Source organism: Ekhidna sp., assembly GCF_965221965.1.
Taxonomy (GTDB): domain Bacteria; phylum Bacteroidota; class Bacteroidia; order Cytophagales; family Cyclobacteriaceae; genus Ekhidna.
The window spans coordinates 1,304,301-1,328,566 of sequence record NZ_OZ244926.1 but is presented as its reverse complement, the minus strand read 5'-3'; the positions used below and the strand labels follow the sequence as shown (position 1 = coordinate 1,328,566).

The window sequence follows — 24,266 nt, the reverse complement described above, 5'->3', positions numbered from 1 at the left end:
TTTCCCTCAAGCCCCCACACCTTCCGGCTCTACCCACTTACCATGCTCCTTGATCAGCTCAATGAGTTCATCCAGCGCCCGTTCAGATGGAACGCTTCGCTTCACAACTTCCTGCCCTTTATAGAGGGTGATTTTTCCTTTACCAGAACCCACATACCCAAAGTCCGCATCGGCCATTTCTCCTGGCCCATTTACGATGCATCCCATGATCCCGATCTTCACTCCTTTCAAATGGTCGGTTCGCTTGCGAATCATTGCAGTCGTTTCCTGCAGGTCAAAGAGCGTTCGTCCGCAAGATGGGCAGGAGATGTATTCTGTTTTGGTAATGCGTGTTCGTGCAGCTTGCAGAATTCCGAATGCTGTATTGTTGTACAACTTGAGTAAATCAATAGATGGAGTAAAGGTTGGAGACAGCATGATACCATCGCCCATTCCATCTATCATCAAAGTACCTGCATCGGTGGAAGCATGAACAATCAGTTCGTCATGTGTGCGCTCATCGTATGACTGATTTAGGACCACCGGAACATGTATTCCACGGTTCATCAGTTCTACAACGAACCTTCTGATACTGGCAGTAGCATGTGATTGATCAGAATGCAGAATAAGGACTGTATTGACCGTTTTTTCCAGCAAACCAAAGATTGTTTGGTTGTAATTATCCGTGTCAACTCCTATAAAGTTTAACTTCCCATCAAATGATTCAACTTTTTCTAAATCAGATATATATGGAAATTTATTTACTTTATCACTGCAGTTTACCCAAACCTCGTAATCCATCACCTCTTTGAGGCCATTGGGTAGCATGAATTCAATCGGATTTGAACCGGTATAAATGTAGTCTGCTCCCAGGTCATTCATCCCCCACTTATCTAATGCAGGCAGATAAGAATGCCCAATCGACTTCAGGTCTTTCATCTCCACCTTCTCAACTTTAGAGAAATCAGCAATCACCCGAGGCACATTTTCTTTGCCAAAATTCAGTACTTCCTCCGTTTCTCTTCGCTTATATTCAAACGGATCTATTGGCCAGCCATTGGCTGGTTCTATTGGTTTTTGTTGTGCCTTGAATTGAAGGCGATCCACCATGATCTGAGCGACCGGTGCTTCTACTTCCGGCTCCTCAGTCAATGAAACTCTCACTGTATCTCCCAGTCCATCCTCCAGCAGAGTGCCAATCCCTACAGCCGATTTGATTCGCCCGTCTTCAGCCTCTCCTGCTTCAGTCACTCCAAGGTGTAGTGGATAAGGTTCCAATCCCTCTTCATCCAGCTTATTCACCAGCAAACGATACGCCTGAACCATTACTTGTGGGTTACTGCTCTTCATGGAGATCACCAGATCTTTGTAATCCATCGATTCGCAGATACGAATGAACTCCAAAGCGGACTCTACCATACCTAGCGGAGTATCTCCGTATCTGCTCATGATGCGATCCGAAAGGGAACCATGATTGGTTCCAATCCTCATGGCCGTATTGTTGGCTTTGCAAATTTCTACCAGCGGAGAGAACTTATCCTCTATTCGTTTGATCTCATCTGCATAGGTTTGATCGGTGTATTCGATCTGCTCAAATTTCTTTTTGTCGGCATAGTTGCCGGGGTTCACCCGCACCTTTTCAACGATGGTGGCGGCAAGTTCTGCTGCATTTGGGGTAAAGTGGATATCGGCTACAAGGGGCACATTACACCCACGTTTTCTCAACTCGTTTTTAATATTCTCCAGATTTTGGGCCTCCTTGATGCTTGGCGCTGTGATACGAACATACTCGCAACCTGCCTCCACCATTCGAAGGACCTGCTCAACAGAGCCCATGATATCCATGGTATCCACAGTGGTCATGGATTGTACACGTATCGGGTTATCACCTCCCATTGGGATATCACCAATGTATACTTCCCGTGTTTTTCGTCGGGAATACTGTGTCAAGCTATTGCAATACTTCTGAATCATAAATCTCCTAATTGAGGCCTTAAAACCACCTCTTCTATAACACTACGCTCACTCAACCGATAACTGGTATAGATGGTTTCGGCAATATCTTCCGGTTTCATAAAACGCTCTTCAGGAATATCCACTCCATCCCAACTCGGGGTTTTTACTGCACCAGCCAAAACTGACGTAACACGAACGCCAAATTCCTTCAATTCCTCACGAATAGCCTGCGAAAAACCATACAAAGCAAATTTAGAAATTGAATATGAACCACCGTTTGGATATGCTTTCAAACTAGCTACTGAGCAAAGGTTGAAAATATGACCACTCTTATTCTGTTTCATCGAAGGTGCTAAAGCCCGTGTAAGATGATAAGCACTGTAAAGATTAGTGTCAATCATTTGCTCAAGCGCACCTTCTTCCTCCTCAAGTACAGAACCCGGATTAAAAACTCCTGTATTGTTAACAAGAATTTCAACCGGTTTGGCTGTCATCCTTACAAACTCAACAAACGACTTGACGCCTTCTTTTTTTGAAAGATCTGCAGCAAACGTATGAATGAGTACTTTGTGTTTGTCATTGATTTCTTTCCTTAAGATTTCCAAATCATCTTCATTCCTGGCACACGTCGCTATAGGCCAGCCTTCTGAGGCAAATCGCTCCACTAAAGCCCTACCGATTCCTTTGGTTCCCCCGGTAATCACCACCAATCTCTCTGAATTATTCATATGTATGCTTTTCGGTTATTTCTTATCGTGTTATGTTTGACAAAGCTAACAATCTTAGCGCACGCAACTTCATGAAGAGTTTAGGGAAATTCATCATCTTTTTAGGCCAGCTGTTCGTCAGAAGAGAGGCATTCAAAACGTATATCACCCGCGTGGTGGATGAAAGCATCAAGGTTGGGTACAACTCTGTTTTCATTGTGGTAATCGTGTCTGCCTTCATGGGAGCAGTAACCACTGTTCAGACAGCCTACAATTTGATTTCACCACTAATCGCTGACCCGGTGATTGCGCTGGTGGTTCGGGACATGACACTTATAGAGCTGGCACCCACAATTACCGCTATCGTATACGCAGGAAAAGTAGGGTCAAACATTGCGGGCGAGCTGGGCACTATGAAAATCACAGAACAGGTGGATGCACTGGAAGTGATGGGTATTAATGCCACCTCCTACCTTGTGCTACCAAAAATCATAGCTTCCATCATCATGTTTCCGGTCCTTGTGATCATGGCAGGGTTTGTTTCCATCTACGGTGGATACCTCACTGCACAATTGACTGGCGTGATCTCAGGAACCGATTATATTTTAGGTATTCAAATGGACTTCATTCCATTTCAAGTCACTTTCGCATTGATTAAAGCGATTGTTTTTGGATTTCTTGTTGCGGCGATCAGTTCGTATAAAGGGTATTTTACTACCGGAGGTGCGCTCGAAGTTGGCCAGTCCAGTACCAATGCCGTGACCAGTAGTTGTATTGCTATTCTGGCCGGAGATTATCTATTAGCCTATTTATTAGCCCCACTGCTTACACCATGATAGAGGTAACAAACGTATCTAAATCATTTGCTGACAAGCAAGTCTTACACAATATAAATGTGTCCTTTGAGTCCGGTAAGGTGAACATGATTATCGGGGCAAGTGGTACAGGAAAGAGTGTCTTGCTAAAATGCATCGTGGGGCTGCTTCAACCGGATGAAGGAAAAGTGGAATTCAATGGCCGAAGCTTTGCAAATGCATCCAAAGAGGTGCAGACAGAAGTGAGACGAGAGATGGGAATGCTATTCCAAGGGGGGGCTTTATTCGATAGCTTAAATGTTGAAGATAATGTCATGTTTCCACTAAATGTCCTTACCAAGCAATCGCCTGAAGAAAAGCTCGACCGGGTAAATTTCTGCCTTGAACGTGTGGGTCTTGAAAATGTCAATAAAAAAATGCCTTCTGAGATATCAGGTGGTATGAAAAAACGGGTAGGTATTGCACGTGCTATTGTAACCAAACCCAACTACCTGTTTTGTGACGAACCAAATTCAGGTCTGGATCCACAGACATCCATTAAAATTGACAACCTGATCAAAGACATTACCTATGAATATGGAATCACTACTGTGGTGGTTTCTCATGACATGAATTCCGTATTGGAAATTGGTGATAATGTCAATTTCATGCATGAAGGCAGAATTCTCTGGACAGGACCCAACGATGAAATCGGGGACTCAGACGTACAAGAACTCAATGATTTTGTATTTGCCGGTCGTTTGATGAAGATGGTGAAAGGCAAGTAAATCACCTTTTCTGCAACTTTCCGGTTTTCTCACCCATCATAATTGTAACTATTCACACATTCGGCAGTAATGCCGAAAAGGACAACTACTCAATTATGATCAAGAACTACCTCCTGACCTCTTTTCGTCATTTACTCAAACAGCGATTTTTCACCTTCCTCAATGTACTTGGACTGGCTATTGGCCTCTCTGCATTTTGGTTGATTAATCATTATGTGACGTATGAACGCAGTTATGAAAACTTCATAGAAAATGGAGACGATATCTATCGTGTTCAGCTGGATGTGTATCGAAATGGCGAGTTAGTTTACAAAAGTTCTGAAAACTATGCCGGTGTTGGGGCAGCACTAAAACAAGAGTATCCGGAAGTGGTGGAATATGCACGCCTCTATAACATGGGATCCAAGAATAATGTCATCATTACCTGGGAGCAGGGACCTAACGGACCAGTGGTTTTCAAGCAGCAGAAATTCTTATACGCGGATGCGCCAATTCTCAAGATGTTCTCTTACGAAATGGTCCAGGGTGATCGGGAGAAAGCTTTGGAAGAGCCATTCACAATTGCCATCTCTGAAACCATGGCAAAAAACTACTTCGGGGATGAAGACCCAATGGGCAAAACACTAAGGCTTGAAGATGACGACTTCAACGATGAGCCCTGCATTGTGACAGGTGTCTTTAAAGATCACCCAACCAATACGCACCTGAAGTTTGACGTGCTCATTTCTTTCCCCACCATCTATGGTAGATATGATGGTGCAATCGAACGATATAAAACAGGGTGGCGAAGAAAAGATTATTATACCTACGTGCAATTAGAACCCGGCACAGATTCCAAGCAACTAGAGGAGAAGCTGCCGGAACTTGTCACCAAGTTTAAACCAGAACTGGCGGAACAAAACGGAGAAGATGTTCTGCTCCTGCAGCCCGTTAAGGATATTCATCTTTACTCCAAATTGACAGATGAGGCTGAAATCAATGGAGATGGAGAGGCTGTTGGTTACCTGGCGATTATCGCGTGGTTCATCATTATTATCGCATGTATCAATTACATCAACCTAAGCACAGCAAAATCAGTGGAACGAGCCAAGGAGGTTGGGCTGAGAAAAGTTGTAGGCTCACAAAAGGCACAGCTCATTATTCATTTTTTGATCGAATCAAGCATTGTCTTTCTGTTCTCCATTATCATTGGTTTTCTACTGGTACTAGTCATTACGCCATTATTCAACAGTATTGGAGGAACCCCTTCCTCCTACCTGATATGGACACAGCCATGGTTTTGGATCAGTGCATTGGTTTTTTGGATCGGAGGATCATTGATCACCGGCTTCTACCCTGCCCTCGTGTTGTCTTCCTTCCGACCAGTGGAAGTATTGAAAGGTCAGTTTAAAGGAAAAAGTGAAGGTGTTTTCTTAAGAAGAGCATTAGTGGTTTTGCAATTCGCAACCTCAGTAGCCCTGATCATAGGAACACTCATCGTCTATGAGCAGATGTCTTTCATGCAAAATCAGGACCTTGGATATAGCACACAACAAATCATGATAGTGGAGCGTCCTGCTACAAGAGACACTTCGGACGTCCAGGCTCAAAATGACTATATGTCCTTCAAAAACGGGCTGGCTGATCAACCCATGATCACCGGTGTGGCAGGCTCGGGTATGCTGCCGGGAAAAAAGCTGAGATTCAAAACACAGATGAGAATGCTGGATCAGGATCCGGCACAAGCCACTTCTTTTGCGATTAGTTCTATGGATTATGAACTGTTCGAGATATTGGAAATGGAGATGCTGGCAGGAAGAAACTTTTCTCAGGAATTCACCAATGATTCTGATACCTCGATTATCATCAATGAGTATGGCGCCAGGGCATTAGGCTATAGTCCTGAAGAAATCATCGGAAAAAATGTCTCTTTTGATGCTTTTAACTGGCGACCAAAAGTGATTGGGGTATTGAAAAACATCCACAATGAGTCCTTGCAGGAAGCCATGCAGCCATTGTGCTTTGTCCTTCAACAATACAATCATGAATACATGATGGTGAAGATGGGAACCAATAACATTGAAGAGACGATTGACCTTGTTAACGATCAATGGAATAAAAGCTTTGCCGGAAATCCATTTGAGTTTTTCTTCCTTGACAGCTACTTTGACAGTTACTATCAGGCGGAAAAGAGTTTCAGGGATCTATTTCTAACCTTTACGGTACTAGCTATCCTGATTGGGTGTCTCGGGCTTTTTGGGCTTTCCTCTTACACGGCAGTTCAAAAAACGAAGGAAATTGGTATACGAAAAGTGTTGGGTTCCTCAACACCCGGGATTGTTCGTCTCATGTTTAAAGACTTTCTGATATTAATTGGGATAGCAAACTTGATTGCATGGCCTGTTGCCTGGTATTTCCTCAAAGGATGGCTGGAAAACTATCCGTATCACATTAATATCAATTTCTTATTCTTCGGACTGGCAGCTTTGCTTGTGCTGTTGATTGCCTTCTTGACTGTCAGTTATCATACTTTCAAAACGGCGCAATTGAACCCAGCTAAGACCTTGAAATATGAGTAATTAGAAGAAAGCGGTGACCTGTACATTTCCGGTGTGGATAGCTGCTGCATCCTCCGATTTACGACCATTATAGAGAAGCGACAACTGCATTCCTTTTGAGATTTTCTGCTGCCAGTTGATTTGCCACGTTTGGTTAGTTCCGGGTTGCAAGGCGTCCAATAGCAAGTATCCCAAATATGATGAAGGGTCACCGGTAAAATCGATTTGAACAATGGAGAAGGTTCCTCGCAATGAGCCTTTTCCGGCTTGATTCCATGTAAGCTCAGTTTGGTAGACTTTAGAAATAGCAGACTCTGAGGAAGATTCAACAAATTGGTTCCGACGGGTTTTTCGCTCAAAGCTTCCTATCAAACGAAAGACATTGGACGGCTGCCAAATCAATTGAGGTTGATAGGTATACGTGATGATTTCAAAGTTTCTTGAATCCAGGTAGTCAGACTGATTGAGCAGATTGCCTAATGTAGTAGTGACGCGAAAAGTATATTCCCTACCTAAATCAACTTTCGCATTCGATATCCATTCACTTTTCTCTCGCGTCTCAAAACCCTGAACCAGCAATTGCTTATTATCTGACGTTTGATAGGTGAAATCACCTGCAAAGCCTCTTCCATTTCGGTTATAGAAAAGTGTGTAACGTTTCCCATTTTGCGTAGAAACCAGATTTTCATCATCTAAATCCACCACGAAAGGATTCAACCGATCACTATAAGAATCAGAGGTGGTTTTGAAGTTGACATTGAAATTGATATTCGTAGAGAATAAGGATGCAAACTGTTTCAAACCTCCCTGACTCCTCCACTTGGAAGGAAAGCGTGCATCTATTGTGTGTATGTAAAAGGTTTGAAAAGAGGTGATGTAATCATCTGTTGGTGTGAAGATCTTCACATAGTTGCGTTCATCGGGATTAATCGCTTCAAAAAACTCATTCAGGTCCTGTACCCCATCTCCATTTGTATCCCGCCAGGTATGCGTGCCCTCGCCTGTCGCTACGGGTAGATAAATAAACTCCCTTCGCAACTCACGACTATTCCCTGTTGAATAGGAAAAATTTGACCTAACATTTTGATTGAAAAAATTCTGTACCCAATTCATTCGTCCGTTAATTAGCTCATCCTGCCCTAAATTTAATTCGAGCTTATCTTCCACCTGTCGGTAGTTGAAGTCCGCTGTTACACTACCCTTATCTCCGTTTCGACTGTAAGAAGCTCTTAGATTTTTCGAAAAAAGATAATCTTCTATTCTGCCATTCACCGGACGCTTATCACTCCTCAGTTGATACCCAATCCGGTAGTTGGATTTAGAGGAATCCGTGCTTGCCAGGTACACCTCATGCGCTTTGTAATGCATCAAAGAACTAACCACACTATCCCCAACCTGAATTTCATTCTCATCCATATCAAACACATATCCTGGAGCCACTTTCCACTTTCTGTAACTCATATCTGATTTTGATCGAATCCAGTCAGTTGTTCTGTTTACCTGGTCGTTTGTCAAAAGAAAATGAGTGGAAACCAGCTTTATATTGGCAACCTCCTGGTTAAAGTCAAGCGTGTATTGCCAACCATCAATAAAGTCAGCTCGCTCTCTCCTGTTTGCAGACATGATGAACCGGTTTTCACTATCCTTTTCTATACCTGCCCTCATGAATAGAATCAAATCCTGAGAAAGCTCGCTCCGATCAGGTGTGTAGTTCCAATCTCTATCAAATAGAATGGGACGATATCGGTCGATGTATGTAAAATCAGACTCATCCAATTCCATAGCAAGCGACCCCACCCACTGATATTCCGGAAATGGTGCAGGCCTTCCTGATGTTTGAAGCGAGGTGAAATAACCCCGACTCGTATTATCATCGTCATCAATTTCCGAATACAAGTTTTGATCGGTATTCGAAAAAGCCACCTCACTCCTGATTGACTCATAGTCAGATAGCTTCACCTCACCTCCTACGGTGATCATTTGTCTGCTATTTGGTAAAGGAATAAAAGCTCCAGGCTCATAATTTCCTTGCGATTCTCCCCCCTGAGGTGAAACCCATTCATATACACGACCATTGGCGGTTGTTTGAAGCAGCACATAGTCACCATTTCCAAAACCCACGTCGGAAAAAGTGGGACTGAAAAGCTCCGCATTCGGATCAGTGGAATATTCGAAGATTTCCTGTGTAACTCCATCCTGATCCACTGTATCCTTTTTAAGGTATAGTACACGGTTTTCGGAGAACTGAACGGAATCAAAGCCGGTCACAAAAGCCTGGTCGATGTTATCCCCAATACCTCTCAATTGGCTCAGGTCATCCTCATTCAGACTAAAGCCAAAGCTTGTATTAGGGTTGTCACGCTCTCTGTAATAGTTGGCAAATAATCGCACCTTATCATTCGAAATGGATTGGTAAGCAGAAAGGTTAGATCGACTGTAAAACTGCTCCGCGTACTCAAAATCAACTCGAATGATGGTGAATTGTGTAATCACGATGTGATTATTAAAAGTGATCTCACCCAGATTATAGTCAATCACATAGTCCCGATCAAAGCCTCGCTCCAATCGTTTCCCATCAATGAATACCTTCTCTGAATTTGCCAACACAATAATGAATCGTTCTCCGTTTGGCCCCCGTAGTTTGTACGGACCATTTAGCCCATCAATCGGATCAAGTACTGCAGAATTAAACTTACCTTTTGAAAGTGCACCGGACACTCTCGATTCGGTTTTCCACTTTTCAGATGCTCCACGATAGCTTGCCTGAAGACCCTGAACGTTCTTATAATATCGTAGAAAGTACCCTGCATCATCTGGTTGCTGCAAAACGATATCGCCTGCTGTCACATCAAATTTGTCATTATACAGTTTGATAAAGACATTATCAAAATCCCTGATTTGCTGTGTGTTTCCTTCTGGTTGATAAGGGACATTTTGGTCCGTGATCACTGCTGACAGGAAAAGATTCTCATCCAACTTTCCATCCATTTGTAGGTTTAAGCTTGAATTGACAAACAAACTCTGGCGGTTCCCAAAAGATACACCACGGGTGATTGCCCCATACTTTTGTACTCCTCCAAAATCAAACAATTCCTCTTTCTCTACTCCCGGATTCTTCGTCGATATGATTTCAAGCTCTCGCGAATCATCATAATCAGATAGGTCTCGGTTTTGATAGTTCTTGGTTAACAGAGTAGAAAGAACACGATAGCACACCTCAACCTCAGGCTGTTGTGATTTTACCAAAATGACTTGAGTTGAATCATTCCAGATATATGCTTCTGAAAGCTGTATAGAACCCGGTTCAATTATCGTGGAATCAAGTTTGACTTCCACGTTCGCAGGAATAGTTTTACACTTTAAGTTTTGGGCTTGGAGGAATAAGCACGTTAGCAAAAAGCAACTAGTGATCAGCCAGCGGCATGGAAATGAAAAAGGTGGTGCCTTTCCCCTGCTTCGATTCAAACCAAATATTTCCTCCCGCATTTTCAATTCCTTTTTTTGCTAAGGCCAGGCCTATTCCACTGCCTGTTGATTTTGTACTAAAATAGTTCAGGAATATCTTATCCTTCAATTCATTTGGAACGCCTTTGCCATTATCTCTAACAGAAAGAACCCCTTTTCCTGAACGTTCTTCCAGCGAAATATGGATCTCTGCTTGCTTATCTACAACAGATTGGATCGCATTTAAGACAATGTTGTTGAGTATTCTCCTGAAAATGTCCTTATCTGCCTCTATGGTGATATTGGCCTCTGTTTCCAGATCAATTTTCACATCTTCAGCACTATAAAGCTCAACGACCTCCCGAATTAGTGCCCCCCAGTCAAAGACCTGATTGTCAGGTGCCGGCATCTCAGCAAAGGCAGAAAAAGATTCCGCTATCTGACTCAACGTATCCACCTGCGTGAGTAGTGAAGAAAGCGTTTCATGTTCCTTTGACCCGCTTTCATGTCTTCTCAGCATCTGCTGGATTTTGAGCTGCATGGGCGTCAGCGGATTCTTAATCTCATGAGCCACCTGCTTAGCTATCTCTTTCCAGGCTGTTTCCTTCTGACTCTTGGCCAGTGCAAGCTTACTGTCTTCTAACTTCACAAGCATCTGATTGTAGTCTTTTACCAGTGAGCCAATCTCATCCGATGATTCATACTCAATCGGTTTATTTACTTCTTGCAGTGTAACACGACGAATTTTAGCGGCGACCATGCGCAGTGGATGAAGTAGGTTGTTTAACACTGCATTTCCAAATACAATGGCAAGAATAAAAATGAACCCAAAAATGGTGATCAGATTCCCAAACACCTCTATTTGCTGCCTTCTGAGGTGATTCCTCGAATCAAAGAAGGGCATAGCAATAAACCCTGCTACTTGATTATCAATGGTGTTTACCACGGCATAGCATACTTTGTAATCGAGGCTGCCTACACTTTCATCGGCGATGATGCTTTGGTTCTCTTTGACCACAAGCTCATCGAATACAATCGGGTTAATCAGATTACCCTGAAGATTCAAATTGAAAATCTCCGGCTGGCTAGTTGCGATTAAATAACCGGACTCATTGTAAAAGCTCAGGTCAGACTGGATGTAATTACTAATTTCAGCTAACCTGTAGGCTCCAAACTCATTCCTCACTTCTTCGATTTCGTTCGAAAGAATCTCTGAAATATAAAGTGACTGTTTTATGTAGCTCCGATTGATCTCTTCTCTATAGGAGGTATTAAGAGTATTGAGCAAAGCAAATCCTGTAATAAGCAATGGGATAATAAAAGCCATTCCCAAATACAATTGAATCTTACTTGTGAAATTTAGCTTAAGCCCATGTTCAATGGCCGAGCTAATAACACTGAAGAGAGCAAAAGAGAATAAAAGCAGCAAGAAGAAAAAGAAAAAATTCGTCAGCCTGTCACGTGCCTCATATTTCTTAGAAATAATCAGAATTGTTCGTCCATCATTGGTTTGAACACCATAATAGTGGCGCTCATTCTTCTCAATCCCTCTTTCGTAAAGTTCTTCTCTTTCAAAATCCTCTTCTGTAGGCCATTCACCCTGGCCAAACTTGCTGCGATGAAAAAGAATGTCATCACCTGCAAAAACCGCATAATCAAAGTCATTGGTCACCGAAAAATATTTATTATCGGTCAGGAGTGCCGGATACACGCTTGTTGGGACTCGCTTTTTAATCTGAAGTATAATGAGGCCGACCAGGTCACCCACATTTATCTTACAGATATACTTGAAATTAGTCCCCTCATCCACAAAATAGATGTTCTCATAATCGGATTGATTGGCAGGAGTCAGCAAGCTATACTCTCTTGTAAACCGGGTATTCAAAGAAAGTTGCTGATAGTCCTGAAAAACGATTTCCAAATCGTACTTATTAAAGTAAGGAGTTAAAAACTCACTCCTTATTCGCTCTTCCAGCACCCTTCTACTCCGCTCACTAGCAATTAGCGCCAGGGTTTCATCAGAGGATAGCTTACGAATGGTCTGATCCAGATAATACTCCCCAAGCACATCCCTTTTCAGCAATAAATAGTTGGCAAATTTCTTCTTCGCTTCGAGCTCAGCCCCTTCTTCATACTTATAGATACAAAACGCAAGCACCGCAGATACACCGACACTGGTAATCAATATGAATAGCAGGTTAGCATACGTGAACTCCTTGAATGATTTACCCCATTGATATCGAATGGAAATGAGAAGTACCGAAACATGAACCACGCTAAACGAAATAGACAACAAATCAGCAAATGCCATTAGCACCGCTGCAGTCAATGCCCCTATAATCGCATATGAAATAAAATGGCTCTTTCGGATTAAATTGAGTGTGAGGTAAGTAAAGTAGAAGTACCCCACACAAACAAGTAGAATACATAAGTAGGCAACTACTCTCAGCCATGAAAACTGAATAGATTGACCCACATCTAGAGACAGCTGAGAGTTACTGATTATACTCCAGGCTACATGAAGTACCACACCAGAAAGTATGGTATTCAACCCACTGATAAAAGTAACTCCCCATCTTGAGCGTCTGAGATTATTCAAATAACTCGCTGAGGCGAGTAATATCAGATTCAATATCAAACAATTGATTAACAAGTCTCCCAAAGTCGGATTTACGACTGAAGACGTATAGTTGACCGGATTAAATAGCTCGTATCTGAATAGAAATTGAAATGCATCAAAAGTGAGAGTAATGCCTCGAAGAAAAAGTAATCCAAGGGTAGAAACCCAAAACCATCTAAATCCATGATGACTAAAACTCCAATACTCAAGAAAAAGAACCAGAAGTATAACGATCGATATGATAACATCAATGATCCGACTGGACATCCCCTCAACATCAAAGTGGACTAAATCATTGAAATGATATTTTCCTGATTGAGCAGATACGCTGGTGACGTAATCATACAACAGTGGACTATAAGACTTACTTAGGTATTGATTGGTGATGGAATAAACCCTGAGCAATTGATGGGAGGATACATAAATGCATGATTCAGATGCTATTTTTTGAACCAAAAACACACCCAGATCATTTTCAACAACCTGAATGGAATCTTCTATGATATTAGAAACGAAAGGCCGGTTATCACTCCATTCTTCAAGTCTTCCTCTGCAAATGGTACGCTTACTGAATAGGTTGGAGTTCGCTTCCCCATCTCGCCATGATTGAAGATCCTGATACTGCAGTGAAGCAATTTCTTCAAAGCTGTTGATTGCCTTTTCTCTTTTTCTATCTTCCCAATCAATGAAAAAATGATTGATGAAAAGACCTGCCATACATGCCAGCAGTAGACCAAATGAAATCTTATGATTCACAGGGTTGAATATACAATAATCAGGCCTTTAATCCCGCTTTAGCTCTTCCAAATGAGGTAAAGAAAGATCACACGTGAGTACCTGAAGTTTAAAGGGAAAAGAAGCAATGCAGCAGCAAGAATTGTAATCAGATATACGTTTAATGGAGGGTCATTGAAGAAGTAGTACAGGATAAATGCAGTCACCAAAAAAATACCGGTTGAAATCCCGTAACTGACATACATCGCGCCGTAAAAATTTCCCGGCTCCTTCTCATACCGCAAATTGCAATTTGGGCAATTGGTATGCATGGAAGACATCTTTTTAAGGTTGAACGGAGAATGAGTAAATATCTCACCCTCCCTGCACCGGGGGCATTTAGTCTTTAATACGCTCGCTAAGACTGACACGCTTGTTTGTTTTACTGTATTTATACCAAAGGAATATGATGGCGAAAACCACTACGTATGGAGTGAAGAACAAAAACATGATTCCGTTGTTCAGTCCTTCCGCCATAGAAGTCTCACCCGCGCTTACATTATTTTTGATTTGTGTCCGGCACATGGCGCACTGTGCCCAGTTGATTAGTGGGATTAAAAAAGAAATAGAAAGAATGACAATTCTTTTCATACGCTAGAAGTAATAGGGCTTGATCATGAAGTATACAACCACACCTGTGATAGATACATATAACCAAACCGGATAAGTGAACTTCACCATCTTCTTATGTCGATCGATTTGGTCTGTCAATGCATAATAGAATGCAAACAACACAAACGGTACGACCAGTATCGATAGTAAAATATGACTTGCGAGGATAACTAAATAAACCATGCGACTGGTTCCCGCTTTTGCAAGTTCCTGTTCACTTAATTCTCCGTCATAATTCAGGTCACCAAATTTTACAGACTCTACACTGGAGTGATAGAGCACATAGGAAATTAAAAAGAGCACTCCAAGAAACAGCGCGGTAAACATAAAAGAACGGTGAAGCTTTATATTTCCCTTTTTGATGGAAATCAAGGCAGCAATCAATGCTAAAACCGTGAGGGAGTTAATTGCGGCATGCACACCGGGAAGCACTTTCACCCAATCTCCTTCCGCTCCGAATTTGGTTGGAAAGAAAATAAGGAATGCCACCACAAGCGGGATCAAAATGGTGATCAAATAAATGATCCTCAGATATACTTTATTATCGGCTTGTTCCTTTACCATACGATTGTTGAAGCGTTAAAATATCCAACTCTGTAAGTAGCTGATCCACACCTTCACGACTAAGCTCATAGGCTCCCCACAATCCCTCTTCATTGACTAAAACTAAATCCAACTCAGATTGATTGATACAATCAAAAAAAGAATCTGATTCGTAGACTAAAGAAGCCTTTCGCTTATCCACTGCATAGATCACACGATTCATATAATTGGTTTCCACCAATGACAATGAATCACTTTGTGACACAACTGTGATTTCCATGAATTGACGACACTCATCAGGTACATCGCTCATCAATGAAAGCGAAAACCGATTGTCTCCAAATAACTGAAGGATGAGATACCAGGCTACTGGTATCAGGAATACGATAAATATTAATATTCGCTTAAGCCCCCTGCCCTTCAAGAATCCTGGATCAATAAAGTGCCTCTAAAATCGCTCCCCCCTGATAAATCATGATGAAGATGAAGAACACTACAAAAAGCATTGGTAAAACGATCGACATCTTAAGTGATTTCTTCTCGTGTCCAAGGTGCATGAACTCCGCCACGATATAGTATGCTTTTAAAATCGTCAATGCAATGAATACAATGATTCTAATCCATTTATGCTCATGCGGTACGGTGAAAGCAATACCAAATTCAATTGCAGTGATCACCGCCAGGTAAATCATCACTTTGATGAAATTCTTCACTTTAGCCTTGTTTACCGGCTGTACTTCGATTTGTGGAGTTTGCTGTTCCATTTAATTGACAATAATAAGATTAAACAAGGTAAAAGAATGTAAACACGAAGACCCATACGAGATCTACAAAGTGCCAGTAAAGACCTACTTTCTCTACCATTTCGTAGTGTCCCCGCTTCTCAAACACACCTACTGTCGCCTGATAGAAAATGATGAAGTTGATGACCACCCCACTGAATACGTGGAATCCGTGGAATCCGGTTATAAAGAAGAATAATGCAGCAAAGTTTGGAGGCCCATACTGATTGGATGAAAGACCAGCACCTTGCAAAAAGTTTCCTACTGCATTCATAGACATATCCGAACCATGAATAAAGTGTCCCCACTCCCAAGCCTGACATCCAAGGAAAGTTAATCCTCCAAGAATCGTCCAAAGCATCCATTTCTCTACCGCTTTACGATCCATACGCTCGCCAGCCTCTACAGCCAATACCATCGTAACACTACTGATAATCAAGATGAATGTCATTAACCCTACGAAAACCAATGGAGCACTCTCTATACCCAAGGCGTGCATCCCCGGGAATGCCTCAAAAACCTTTTCAGGAATCGGCCAGTATTCTTGAGAAAACTTAAAGTCTGCAACAGCACCCTCGTAAGCCGGATGGCTGAATCGGATCAAACCATAAGTGATTAATAATGCAGAGAAGGTGAAAGCATCTGATAACAGGAAGAACCACATCATCAGTTTACCATAACTTGCCTTCATAGGTGCGACACCACCTCTCCAAAGGTTCTTGCCTTTTTCTTCTACGATTACAGCCGAGTTAGCCATCTATTATAGGTTTTGTAGGTTTAATTATTGAAAATCAAAAATAAGTATAAATACAACCAAAGTCCACCAAGAAAATGCCAGAATGTGGTACACATTTCAATACGCACCATGCTCTTAGAATGAACCTTGTATTTGAATGCCTTTGCTAATACAATCAATAAAAATATGACTGCCCCAATCAGGTGGACAATATGCAGCCCCGTAAATATGTAAATAAACGAGCTGGCCGGGTTACCCACAAAATGGTATCCACCATCAACCAGTTGTCCCCAGGCCTTAACTTGTCCTATTATAAAGGCCACCGCTAATACACCTGTGACTGCCAGTCCTATTCGAATATTTTTGATGTTATTTCGCTTCGCTGATATATAAGCGAAGTGCATGGTCACACTACTTAAAATGATGATTGCAGTGGTTACCTGAAACAATGGTGGAAAGTCAATGTATATCCAGTCTCCTACTGATTTTTTCACCACGTAAGCACTGGATAAGGATATAAAAATCATCACCACAGAAACCAAAAACAGCCACATTGCAAACTTTTGTGGATGCATGGACCGTACCTTACCTGCTTCTATCTCTCCTGTCATATCTTGTCAATTAAAAATGTTATTTGCACAATCGGTAAGTAGATGAATGAGCCAAACATAATGCGCCTGGCCTTTTGGTTAGATGTATCTTTCATCAGGCTGAATGTGGTAGCCAAAAACAACACACCACAAATGGTTGCTACTACTCCACTAGTTAGACCTGTCAACCCAAAAATGGTTGGTAATAATCCTAGTGGTAACAAAAACAGCGTATAAACCATAATGTTTATTGCTGTATTCAAATCCTTTGCTCCTCCCCCCGGTAATAGCTTGAAGCCTGCCTTTTTATAGTCCTCATCAGACACCCAGGCAATGGCCCAAAAATGCGGAAACTGCCAGATAAACTGGATACCAAAAATGATCATTGCCTCGTAAGACAGCATGCCGCTTGCTGCAGCCCAACCAATCAATGGAGGCAAAGCACCCGGTATCGCGCCAACAAAAACCGCAATAGACCCTACTCGCTTTAATGGAGTGTATACAAAAGCATAGAGCAGCAAAGACAAAAATGAAAGTGCAGTAGCTAAAATATTTGTTGCTAACAGCATCAAAACAAGACCGGCAACTCCTGTCAAAATACTAAACCATACCGCCTCAGACTCTGAAATCCGATTGGACGGCAAAGGTCTGTTCTTGGTACGCTTCATGATTGCATCGTACTTCTGCTCAATAATCTGGTTGATGGTTACGGACGAACCCGATACCAAAAAACCGGCCATTAAAAATACAACAAAACTACCCCAATTCAATACAGACTGATTAGCCAGCGCATAACCAAACCCGGACGAAAAAACGACAAGGAAGGACAATCTAGGCTTCAGTAACTCATAGTACGCACGAGCCTTTACTGAAGCATTCATTTCGATATGTGAAACTGTGGAATTCATTTCACGAATTTGAGTCGCAAAGTTAAATAAAACAGCAGGCTAAAGATACCCACAGCAATAATTAAATGAAGGGGTTGTAGCCAAAAAGGAAAGTCGAAACGAACCATGACAATACCTGCAAGCATAGCAAAGAAAACGAGCACGACTAATTGCATTACTCTTCGAATTAACCACTTCTCCTGAGTCTTTTTTGCATAATAAAACATGCTTACTGCTCCGATTAAAATCAGCCACGAGTATGAACGATGGATAAAAAAGGTATTAGACAGGTAATCAGCCCACTCGGTTCTGCCAACGGTGGAAATCAGCAAATCATCAATAACTCCCCGAACTTCTGTGCCTAAAATGATTTGTGGAATAAAAAGCAATGTGGTGATGATTCCAATGATGAAAAGTGGCTTGTGATTCACAAAACTTAAATCCTTCACCTTCACATTCATCCAAATTAATAGAGCCACAATCAATAATGCTAAAAGCATATGAAACGTGATAAATCCATGCAATAGATTGGTAGAAACGACCAATGAGCCGACCCACCCCTGAAATCCGGTTAAAACGAATATTGCCACGCCCATAATTGGAATCCACACAGATTTCTTTCGAAATGAAAATGCAAACACCATGTTCAAAAACACCAATAAGCCTATAAAAACACCAACGAGTCTGTTGATGTATTCAATCCATGCCTTGGTGGCATTAAATTCATGCTCTGCCTGTACATTCGGATCTTTGGTGATTTTCTCACTCAACTCCTCGTATCCCAGCTTATCGAATAAACCTGATAATCGTTCATTCTTCTCCATGCGCTGCTCCTTGAATATTTCCTGATAATTCTCAGGTAAGCCCTCAGCGCTGGTTGGGGGGATATAGGATCCGAAGCACTTCGGCCAGTCCGGACATCCCATTCCTGCTCCCATCACCCGCACAATGCTTCCCACCAGGATCAGTACGAATACTGATCCAAGTGTGATTGCATTGATTCTTAGAAAATTCCTTTGATTAATTAGCTTTCTCAACTCCTGTTAAATCTTCATCCTTCGTTAGCTCATTTTCATGCTCAAGGTTAGATTCAGGAGTGTGTGAGTATGGCACAGTCTGAGGGATGAAATCATCCTTCGCGCCCGGTTTACTGTAATCGTAAGGCCATCTGAATACTTTAGGAATCGCTCCCACCCAGTTACCATGACCAGGGAATCGTGGAGTAGTCCACTCCAATGTGTTCGACTTCCACGGGTTCGCTGGCGCCAATCTTCCTCTCCAGATTGAATAGAAGAAGTTGAATAGGAAGATAAACTGAGCAGCGAAAGTCAGAATAGCTGCGATACTTACCAATGCATTCAAATCGCCATAAATACTAAACGTTTCGAATGAGGTAAATGAATAATACCGTCTAGGGAATCCTGCGATACCGATGTAGTGCAGTGGGAAGAACACCAGGTAGATACCTACAAAAGATAACCAGAAGTGTAGCTTACCTAAACGATCATCCATCATTCTACCAAAGAATTTAGGGAACCAGTGGTAGACACCAGCTAATAGACCGAAGAATGAAGCACTACCCATTACCAGATGGAAGTGCGCAACCACGAAATACGTATCGTGCAAGTTGATATCGAGTACGGAGTTTCCTAAGAATATTCCTGTCAGACCACCAGAAATAAAGAATGAAACCAGACCGATAGAAAAGAGCATCGCCGGTGTAAAGACAATGTTTCCTTTCCACAAGGTAGTGATATAGTTAAATGCTTTAATCGCTGAAGGAACCGCAATAATCAATGTCAGTATGGTAAATACCGATCCTAGGAAGGGGTTCATACCAGTTACGAACATGTGGTGTGCCCATACGATAAATGACAGGAATCCAATTCCCAGCATTGATCCAATCATCGCTTTGTAACCAAAGATTGGCTTACGTGCATTCGTTGCAATAATCTCTGACGTGATTCCTAAAGCAGGAAGAATTACGATATATACTTCCGGGTGACCAAGGAACCAGAAAAGGTGCTGATATAGAATTGGACTACCTCCTACGTTAGGAAGTGCTTCTCCAGCAATAAATATTTCTGATAAATAAAAGCTCGTGCCGAAAGACCTGTCGAAGATCAATAGCAGCGCAGCTGAAAGCAATACAGGGAAAGATAGTAATCCAAGGATCGCTGTGATAAAGAATGCCCAGATTGTCAGCGGAAGTCTTGAGAAAGACATGCCTTCTGTCCTCAGGTTAATGATCGTTGTGATGTAGTTGATACCTCCAAGTAAAGTAGAAGCAATGAATAATGCCATTGCAACCAACCATAAGGTCATTCCAAGACCGGAACCCTGAATTGCCTGTGGCAATGCACTCAATGGTGGATATACTGTCCAACCACCTCCGGCCGGGCCTGTTTCAATAAATAAGGAAATGAACATCACCACACTGGAAGCAAAAAAGAACCAGTATGAAAGCATATTCATAAATCCTGATGCCATGTCACGGGCACCTATTTGCAACGGAATCAGGAAATTGGAGAATGTTCCACTCAATCCGGCGGTAAGCACGAAGAATACCATAATGGTTCCGTGCATGGTTACCAATGCAAGATAAAACTCAGCATCAAGCTTTCCTGCGTCGGTGATCCACTCGCCCATGATTGGTCTTAGCCATTCCAACTGCATTTCCGGGAATCCAAGCTGCAACCTGAATATGATCGAAAGTCCCCCTCCGATCAATGCCCAGAAAATTCCTGTAATCAAGAATTGCTTCGCGATGGTCTTATGATCAGTCGAGAAAATATACTTGCTTACAAACCCCTGCTCATGATGCTCTTCGTGGTGGTCATCATGCGACAAATCTTCCTGTAGTTGTATATCTGTTACTGACATATGTTTTTATTTAGAACTGCTTGCAGCAGTTGTAACCTTTTGTTCTTTCTCAATGTTTTCAATTCCCGCAGCAATTTTCGCTGCTTCTTTCAGGTCTTCTGGTACCTGGCTTATATAATCAGGGTTCATTTTAAGGAATGAGTTTTCCTGATTCTCCTTGTACCAGGCATCATATTCATCCTGCTCCAATACGGTGATGATTCCTTTCATTCCGTAGTGACTCTTTCCACAGATCTTGTTACACACAAGCTCGTAGTTGAAATCCGGATTCTCAGTGATTTCTCTCATCTCAGCAGTGCTTACAGTAGGCGTAAACCAAAATTGCGTAGGCATCCCCGGCACAGCATTCATTTGCATTCTGAAATGAGGGTTGTACACACTGTGAATCACATCCCGACCTCTGATTTTCAGAAGCACAGGCTTACCTTTCGGCAGCACCAATTGGGTAGGCATGAAATCGTCATGACCGTTCTGATCTGCAAGATCTATTCCCATTGAGTTGATAGCATCGATCTTTCTGAAGTCGTAATCTCCAAGCTCACCATCCTTACCCGGATACCTGAACGCCCATGCGTATTGATACCCCATCACTTCAATGACTTCCGCATTTTCAGGAGCAGGTCCGGTAATCACGTTCCACTGTTTCAAACCTGAAATAATCAACCAGGCCAAAACAACAGCAGGAACCAATGTCCAGATCATTTCCAATTTGTTGTTATGCGGATAATAATGCGCAGTGTTGCTTTCCTTATATCGGTATTTCCATCCAAATCCAAAAAGGAATATCTGGGTAACGATAAAAACAAAAACTGTTACAGCCATCGTAATCCAAAAGAGATTTTCGGTGATAACTGCATGCTCGGATGCTATTGGGAGATTGTAATTATCGTATTCTACCATTGAGAAATAGAAGAATCCGAAAATTCCCACAACCAGGAACACAATCATCAAAGCTCCCTGAAGGCTATTGTTTTTGGACACATAGCCGTCCTCCTTTTTTTTCTTTTTTACAACATCAACTAAAGTCGTGACGCGGTAAGCTGTAAAGATGACAGCTAGAATTAAAATGACCGCTAATACTATTATTAAATTAAGCATAACCTATCCCTCACTAATTAAATATGATGATGCAAACTTTCTTTCAACATTGGATGGTTCTTTGCGTACAGAGGTGCTTTTGCAAGCGCATTGTAAGTCACAAATAAGAACGCACTCAAATACACGAGAATCAACCCGATCTCAAGGAATCCGAAACCTCCATTATCTCCCACAGTTCCCGGAGAAACCATCAGATAAAAATCTAACCAGTGTCCAAACACAACCGCAGGACATACAACTTTCAAAATCCTTGTATGTCTCTTCGCATCTCTTGTCATTAGAACTAAGAATGGGAAGAAGAAGTTTAGAATTAAATTGATATAAAATACCGGAGCATAATGGTCATCTTTCCAACGCTCCAGGAAGTATACAGTTTCTTCAGGAATATGCGCGTAGTAAATCAACAAGAACTGTGAGAACCATACATACGTCCAGAAAATACTGAATGCAAATACGAACTTTCCAAGGTCATGAATGTGGTTTTCATTTACTACAGCCAGATATCCTTTGTCTTTCAGCATCACGACGATGAATAGCGTTAATGCTAATCCTGCAACCCACCAGCTGGCAAACGAATACCATCCAAACATGGTACTGAACCAGTGAACGTCGATTGACATGATCCAGTCCCAGGCAGCCATAGATGAAGACACGGCAAAAAACACAAGGAAGAAGGCTGAAACTGATCGCATCTTATACCACTTCGTCGTGCCACCTTCAATATCTTCAGCATATGCAAGTGATCTGAGTTTTCTGAAAAACAGGTACCATACAGCAAAGAAGATTACCATTCGGCCAATCCAGAACAATGGGAACTCACCACCTTCAAGCGGCCAGAAAAAATAAGGTGCTTTACCTTTTACAATCTCATCTCCTCCATTCTCTGCATATAGGTCAGCATGTGTCCAGTGGAAAAGGTCATGTCCCCCGATCATAAAAACGACCAACATCAACACAAATGCAATCGGCAACCAGTTTCCAAAGGCCATTGGAATACGTTTAATTCCTGTCGCCCAACCTGCCTGAGAGGCATATTGAATCGCGAAGAAGAAAACGCCAATAATGGCTAATCCTGCGAAGAACACATTATTGATCCATAGGTTGGATAAAAGCCTTTTAACAGATGGGCTGCTTCCGTGGTGGGCTTCTTCCTCACCGTGGGCATCACCACCATGATCTTCAGCACCATATGGTTCTTCACCATGGCCATCAGCTACTACCTCTGAGTGGTCTCCTCCATGGTCTGCACCATGATCACCTGATCCTAATGTAAAATAGCCTAGCACAGAAAGCACCAAGCCAACCAATAGGGTGATGACGAGTCGCTTCTTTGCAGTAGCAGTAAATTCAAATCTTTCTTCTGATACCATGAGTAGACTTAATTCTTCTTTTGCAATTCTTTTACATACCGGGCAATTCTCCAGCGATCTTCAGGACTAACCTGAGACCCGTGTGCCCCCATTAAACCTTTACCGAAAGTGATTACATGAAAAATGTGACCTTCAGTAATTTCCAGATAAGCAGCGCCATTTAGGTTTGCCACTCCGGCATACTTTTCAGCTACCAAGCCATCCGCGTTTCCTTTTTCACCATGGCAGTGCTTGCAATAGCTATCATAAAGAGCTTTTCCTTCCTTCACTACACTTGCATCATCAGCTTCGAACGGACTTTCCAATGTAGCTGCCGCCACTTCTAAATCATCCACTGTCAATCTTACAGGTAGTGGCTGTCCCCTTCTTACTGTATTCGCAACCGGCTCACGCATGTTCATTTTGAACTGATTGTAAGGGTTGGAATTGTAAAATTCCCCATGACCATCTTCGTCATTGGAATCAAGCCAGTTACCGGCATTCTCATCCTGAATCTGAGTCAAAGGTTCATAGGGCGTAGTGTGATACATCTGAGGAGCGTACTCCAGCCCCGTATCATCTACTCCAGCGGCACATGAAGCTAAAAATGCTCCAGCTGCGATAATACCTAAATATCTAAATGTCTTTAGCTTCATTCTCAATCAAACTTTTTATTGTTAACCTCTGTCGCTCCGCTACCCTGCAATACTTTCTTGATGTCTGCTTCAGATTTATCGTTGCTGTCCAAATCGATTGCCATGATATGCTTATCGTCCGTGATTCGGATATCATAAATTCTAGGCTTGCCCCAAGGCTTTAGATTAGAAATCACAAAGAAGGTTCCAACCATACCGAAAGAGGCCAACAGTACCGTCATTTCAAAAGTCACCGGAATAAATGAAGGAATAGGAATGTAATCTTTTCCACCTATAATCATTGGCCAGTCAATTCCCATCATACCGATCATCATTGTCAAAGCCAGGCATGTTCCTGTGATACCAAACATGAAAGCTGCTACTGATAACCAGCTTCTTTTGTAACCCAGAACCTCTTCAATTCCATGAACAGGGAATGGAGAGTAAACCTCTTCGATTTTTACGCCAGACTCCCGAACAGTTTTGATTGCATCCATCAAAACATCTTCATCGTCATAGACACCCAATACGTAATTCGTTCCTTGAGACATA

21 protein-coding genes are annotated in these 24,266 nt (G+C 42.1%); 3 read left to right on the top strand and 18 right to left on the bottom strand.

Going from position 1 to position 24,266, the window contains the following annotated elements; genetic code table 11:
- Positions 1-6: 6 nt before the first annotated feature.
- On the bottom strand, positions 7-1,953 hold the full coding sequence (gene ispG, locus ACOQON_RS06505) for a (E)-4-hydroxy-3-methylbut-2-enyl-diphosphate synthase (protein ID WP_420578115.1): 1,947 nt from the start codon (positions 1,951-1,953) through the stop codon (positions 7-9).
- Positions 1,950-2,663 (bottom strand): SDR family oxidoreductase, encoded by a 714-nt coding sequence (locus tag ACOQON_RS06500; RefSeq protein ID WP_420578114.1) that lies wholly within the window; start codon positions 2,661-2,663, stop codon positions 1,950-1,952. Before ACOQON_RS06500 ends, ispG begins: the two co-directional genes overlap by 4 nt.
- A gap of 71 nt (positions 2,664-2,734) precedes the next feature.
- Between ACOQON_RS06500 and ACOQON_RS06495 the strand changes: the two genes are divergently transcribed.
- The 3 genes from ACOQON_RS06495 (at position 2,735) to ACOQON_RS06485 (ending at position 6,782) form a co-directional block, all read left to right on the top strand.
- Positions 2,735-3,478, top strand: coding sequence for an MlaE family ABC transporter permease (locus ACOQON_RS06495; protein ID WP_420578113.1), 744 nt, complete (start codon positions 2,735-2,737; stop codon positions 3,476-3,478).
- Positions 3,475-4,224 (top strand): ABC transporter ATP-binding protein, encoded by a 750-nt coding sequence (locus ACOQON_RS06490; RefSeq protein WP_420578112.1) that lies wholly within the window; start codon positions 3,475-3,477, stop codon positions 4,222-4,224. The genes ACOQON_RS06495 and ACOQON_RS06490 overlap by 4 nt, the downstream gene beginning before the upstream one ends.
- Before the next feature lie 95 nt (positions 4,225-4,319).
- Positions 4,320-6,782 (top strand): ABC transporter permease, encoded by a 2,463-nt coding sequence (locus ACOQON_RS06485; protein WP_420578111.1) that lies wholly within the window; start codon positions 4,320-4,322, stop codon positions 6,780-6,782.
- Here the strand turns inward: ACOQON_RS06485 and ACOQON_RS06480 are convergent, their stop codons facing one another.
- From ACOQON_RS06480 to ACOQON_RS06405, 16 genes are all read right to left on the bottom strand, one after another.
- A complete protein-coding gene (locus ACOQON_RS06480; RefSeq protein WP_420578110.1) occupies positions 6,783-10,097 on the bottom strand; it encodes a hypothetical protein in 3,315 nt (1,104 codons plus the stop codon). It abuts the gene before it with no gap.
- A 67-nt stretch (positions 10,098-10,164) separates the two neighbouring features.
- The gene (locus ACOQON_RS06475) at positions 10,165-13,581 is read right to left on the bottom strand and encodes an ATP-binding protein (RefSeq protein ID WP_420578109.1); all 3,417 of its coding nucleotides are present in this window, start codon (positions 13,579-13,581) and stop codon (positions 10,165-10,167) included.
- Between the two features lie 38 nt (positions 13,582-13,619).
- Positions 13,620-13,871: a DUF983 domain-containing protein gene (locus ACOQON_RS06470; protein WP_420578108.1), complete on the bottom strand. Its 252-nt coding sequence runs from the start codon at positions 13,869-13,871 to the stop codon at positions 13,620-13,622.
- A 67-nt stretch (positions 13,872-13,938) separates the two neighbouring features.
- A complete protein-coding gene (locus ACOQON_RS06465; RefSeq protein WP_420578107.1) occupies positions 13,939-14,190 on the bottom strand; it encodes a hypothetical protein in 252 nt (83 codons plus the stop codon).
- A 3-nt stretch (positions 14,191-14,193) separates the two neighbouring features.
- The gene (locus tag ACOQON_RS06460; protein ID WP_420578106.1) at positions 14,194-14,775 is read right to left on the bottom strand and encodes a DUF420 domain-containing protein; all 582 of its coding nucleotides are present in this window, start codon (positions 14,773-14,775) and stop codon (positions 14,194-14,196) included.
- Positions 14,753-15,178 carry a hypothetical protein gene (locus ACOQON_RS06455; RefSeq protein ID WP_420578105.1) on the bottom strand — a complete coding sequence of 142 codons (426 nt, stop codon included), beginning with the start codon at positions 15,176-15,178 and terminating at the stop codon, positions 14,753-14,755. Before ACOQON_RS06455 ends, ACOQON_RS06460 begins: the two co-directional genes overlap by 23 nt.
- Positions 15,179-15,188: 10 nt before the next feature.
- Positions 15,189-15,518 carry a cytochrome C oxidase subunit IV family protein gene (locus tag ACOQON_RS06450; RefSeq protein ID WP_420578104.1) on the bottom strand — a complete coding sequence of 110 codons (330 nt, stop codon included), beginning with the start codon at positions 15,516-15,518 and terminating at the stop codon, positions 15,189-15,191.
- 19 nt (positions 15,519-15,537) lie between these two features.
- A complete protein-coding gene (locus tag ACOQON_RS06445; RefSeq protein ID WP_420578103.1) occupies positions 15,538-16,293 on the bottom strand; it encodes a cytochrome c oxidase subunit 3 in 756 nt (251 codons plus the stop codon).
- 20 nt (positions 16,294-16,313) lie between these two features.
- Positions 16,314-16,883: a cytochrome c oxidase subunit 3 gene (locus ACOQON_RS06440; protein ID WP_420578102.1), complete on the bottom strand. Its 570-nt coding sequence runs from the start codon at positions 16,881-16,883 to the stop codon at positions 16,314-16,316.
- A complete protein-coding gene (gene cyoE / locus ACOQON_RS06435) occupies positions 16,880-17,770 on the bottom strand; it encodes a heme o synthase (RefSeq protein WP_420578101.1) in 891 nt (296 codons plus the stop codon). Before cyoE ends, ACOQON_RS06440 begins: the two co-directional genes overlap by 4 nt.
- A complete protein-coding gene (locus tag ACOQON_RS06430) occupies positions 17,767-18,786 on the bottom strand; it encodes a COX15/CtaA family protein (RefSeq protein WP_420578100.1) in 1,020 nt (339 codons plus the stop codon). The genes cyoE and ACOQON_RS06430 overlap by 4 nt, the downstream gene beginning before the upstream one ends.
- Positions 18,770-20,632: a cytochrome c oxidase subunit I gene (locus tag ACOQON_RS06425; RefSeq protein ID WP_420578099.1), complete on the bottom strand. Its 1,863-nt coding sequence runs from the start codon at positions 20,630-20,632 to the stop codon at positions 18,770-18,772. Before ACOQON_RS06425 ends, ACOQON_RS06430 begins: the two co-directional genes overlap by 17 nt.
- Positions 20,633-20,638: 6 nt before the next feature.
- Positions 20,639-21,730: a cytochrome c oxidase subunit II gene (locus ACOQON_RS06420; RefSeq protein ID WP_420578098.1), complete on the bottom strand. Its 1,092-nt coding sequence runs from the start codon at positions 21,728-21,730 to the stop codon at positions 20,639-20,641.
- 17 nt (positions 21,731-21,747) lie between these two features.
- Entirely contained in the window at positions 21,748-23,100 is a 1,353-nt protein-coding gene (locus ACOQON_RS06415; RefSeq protein WP_420578097.1) for a quinol:cytochrome C oxidoreductase, read from the bottom strand.
- Positions 23,101-23,108: 8 nt separating this feature from the next.
- Positions 23,109-23,735 carry a c-type cytochrome gene (locus ACOQON_RS06410; RefSeq protein ID WP_420578096.1) on the bottom strand — a complete coding sequence of 209 codons (627 nt, stop codon included), beginning with the start codon at positions 23,733-23,735 and terminating at the stop codon, positions 23,109-23,111.
- A gap of 2 nt (positions 23,736-23,737) precedes the next feature.
- Positions 23,738-24,265, bottom strand: a complete 528-nt coding sequence (locus ACOQON_RS06405; protein WP_420578095.1) for a DUF3341 domain-containing protein — start codon at positions 24,263-24,265, stop codon at positions 23,738-23,740.
- Between the last annotated feature and the right edge of the window lies 1 nt (position 24,266).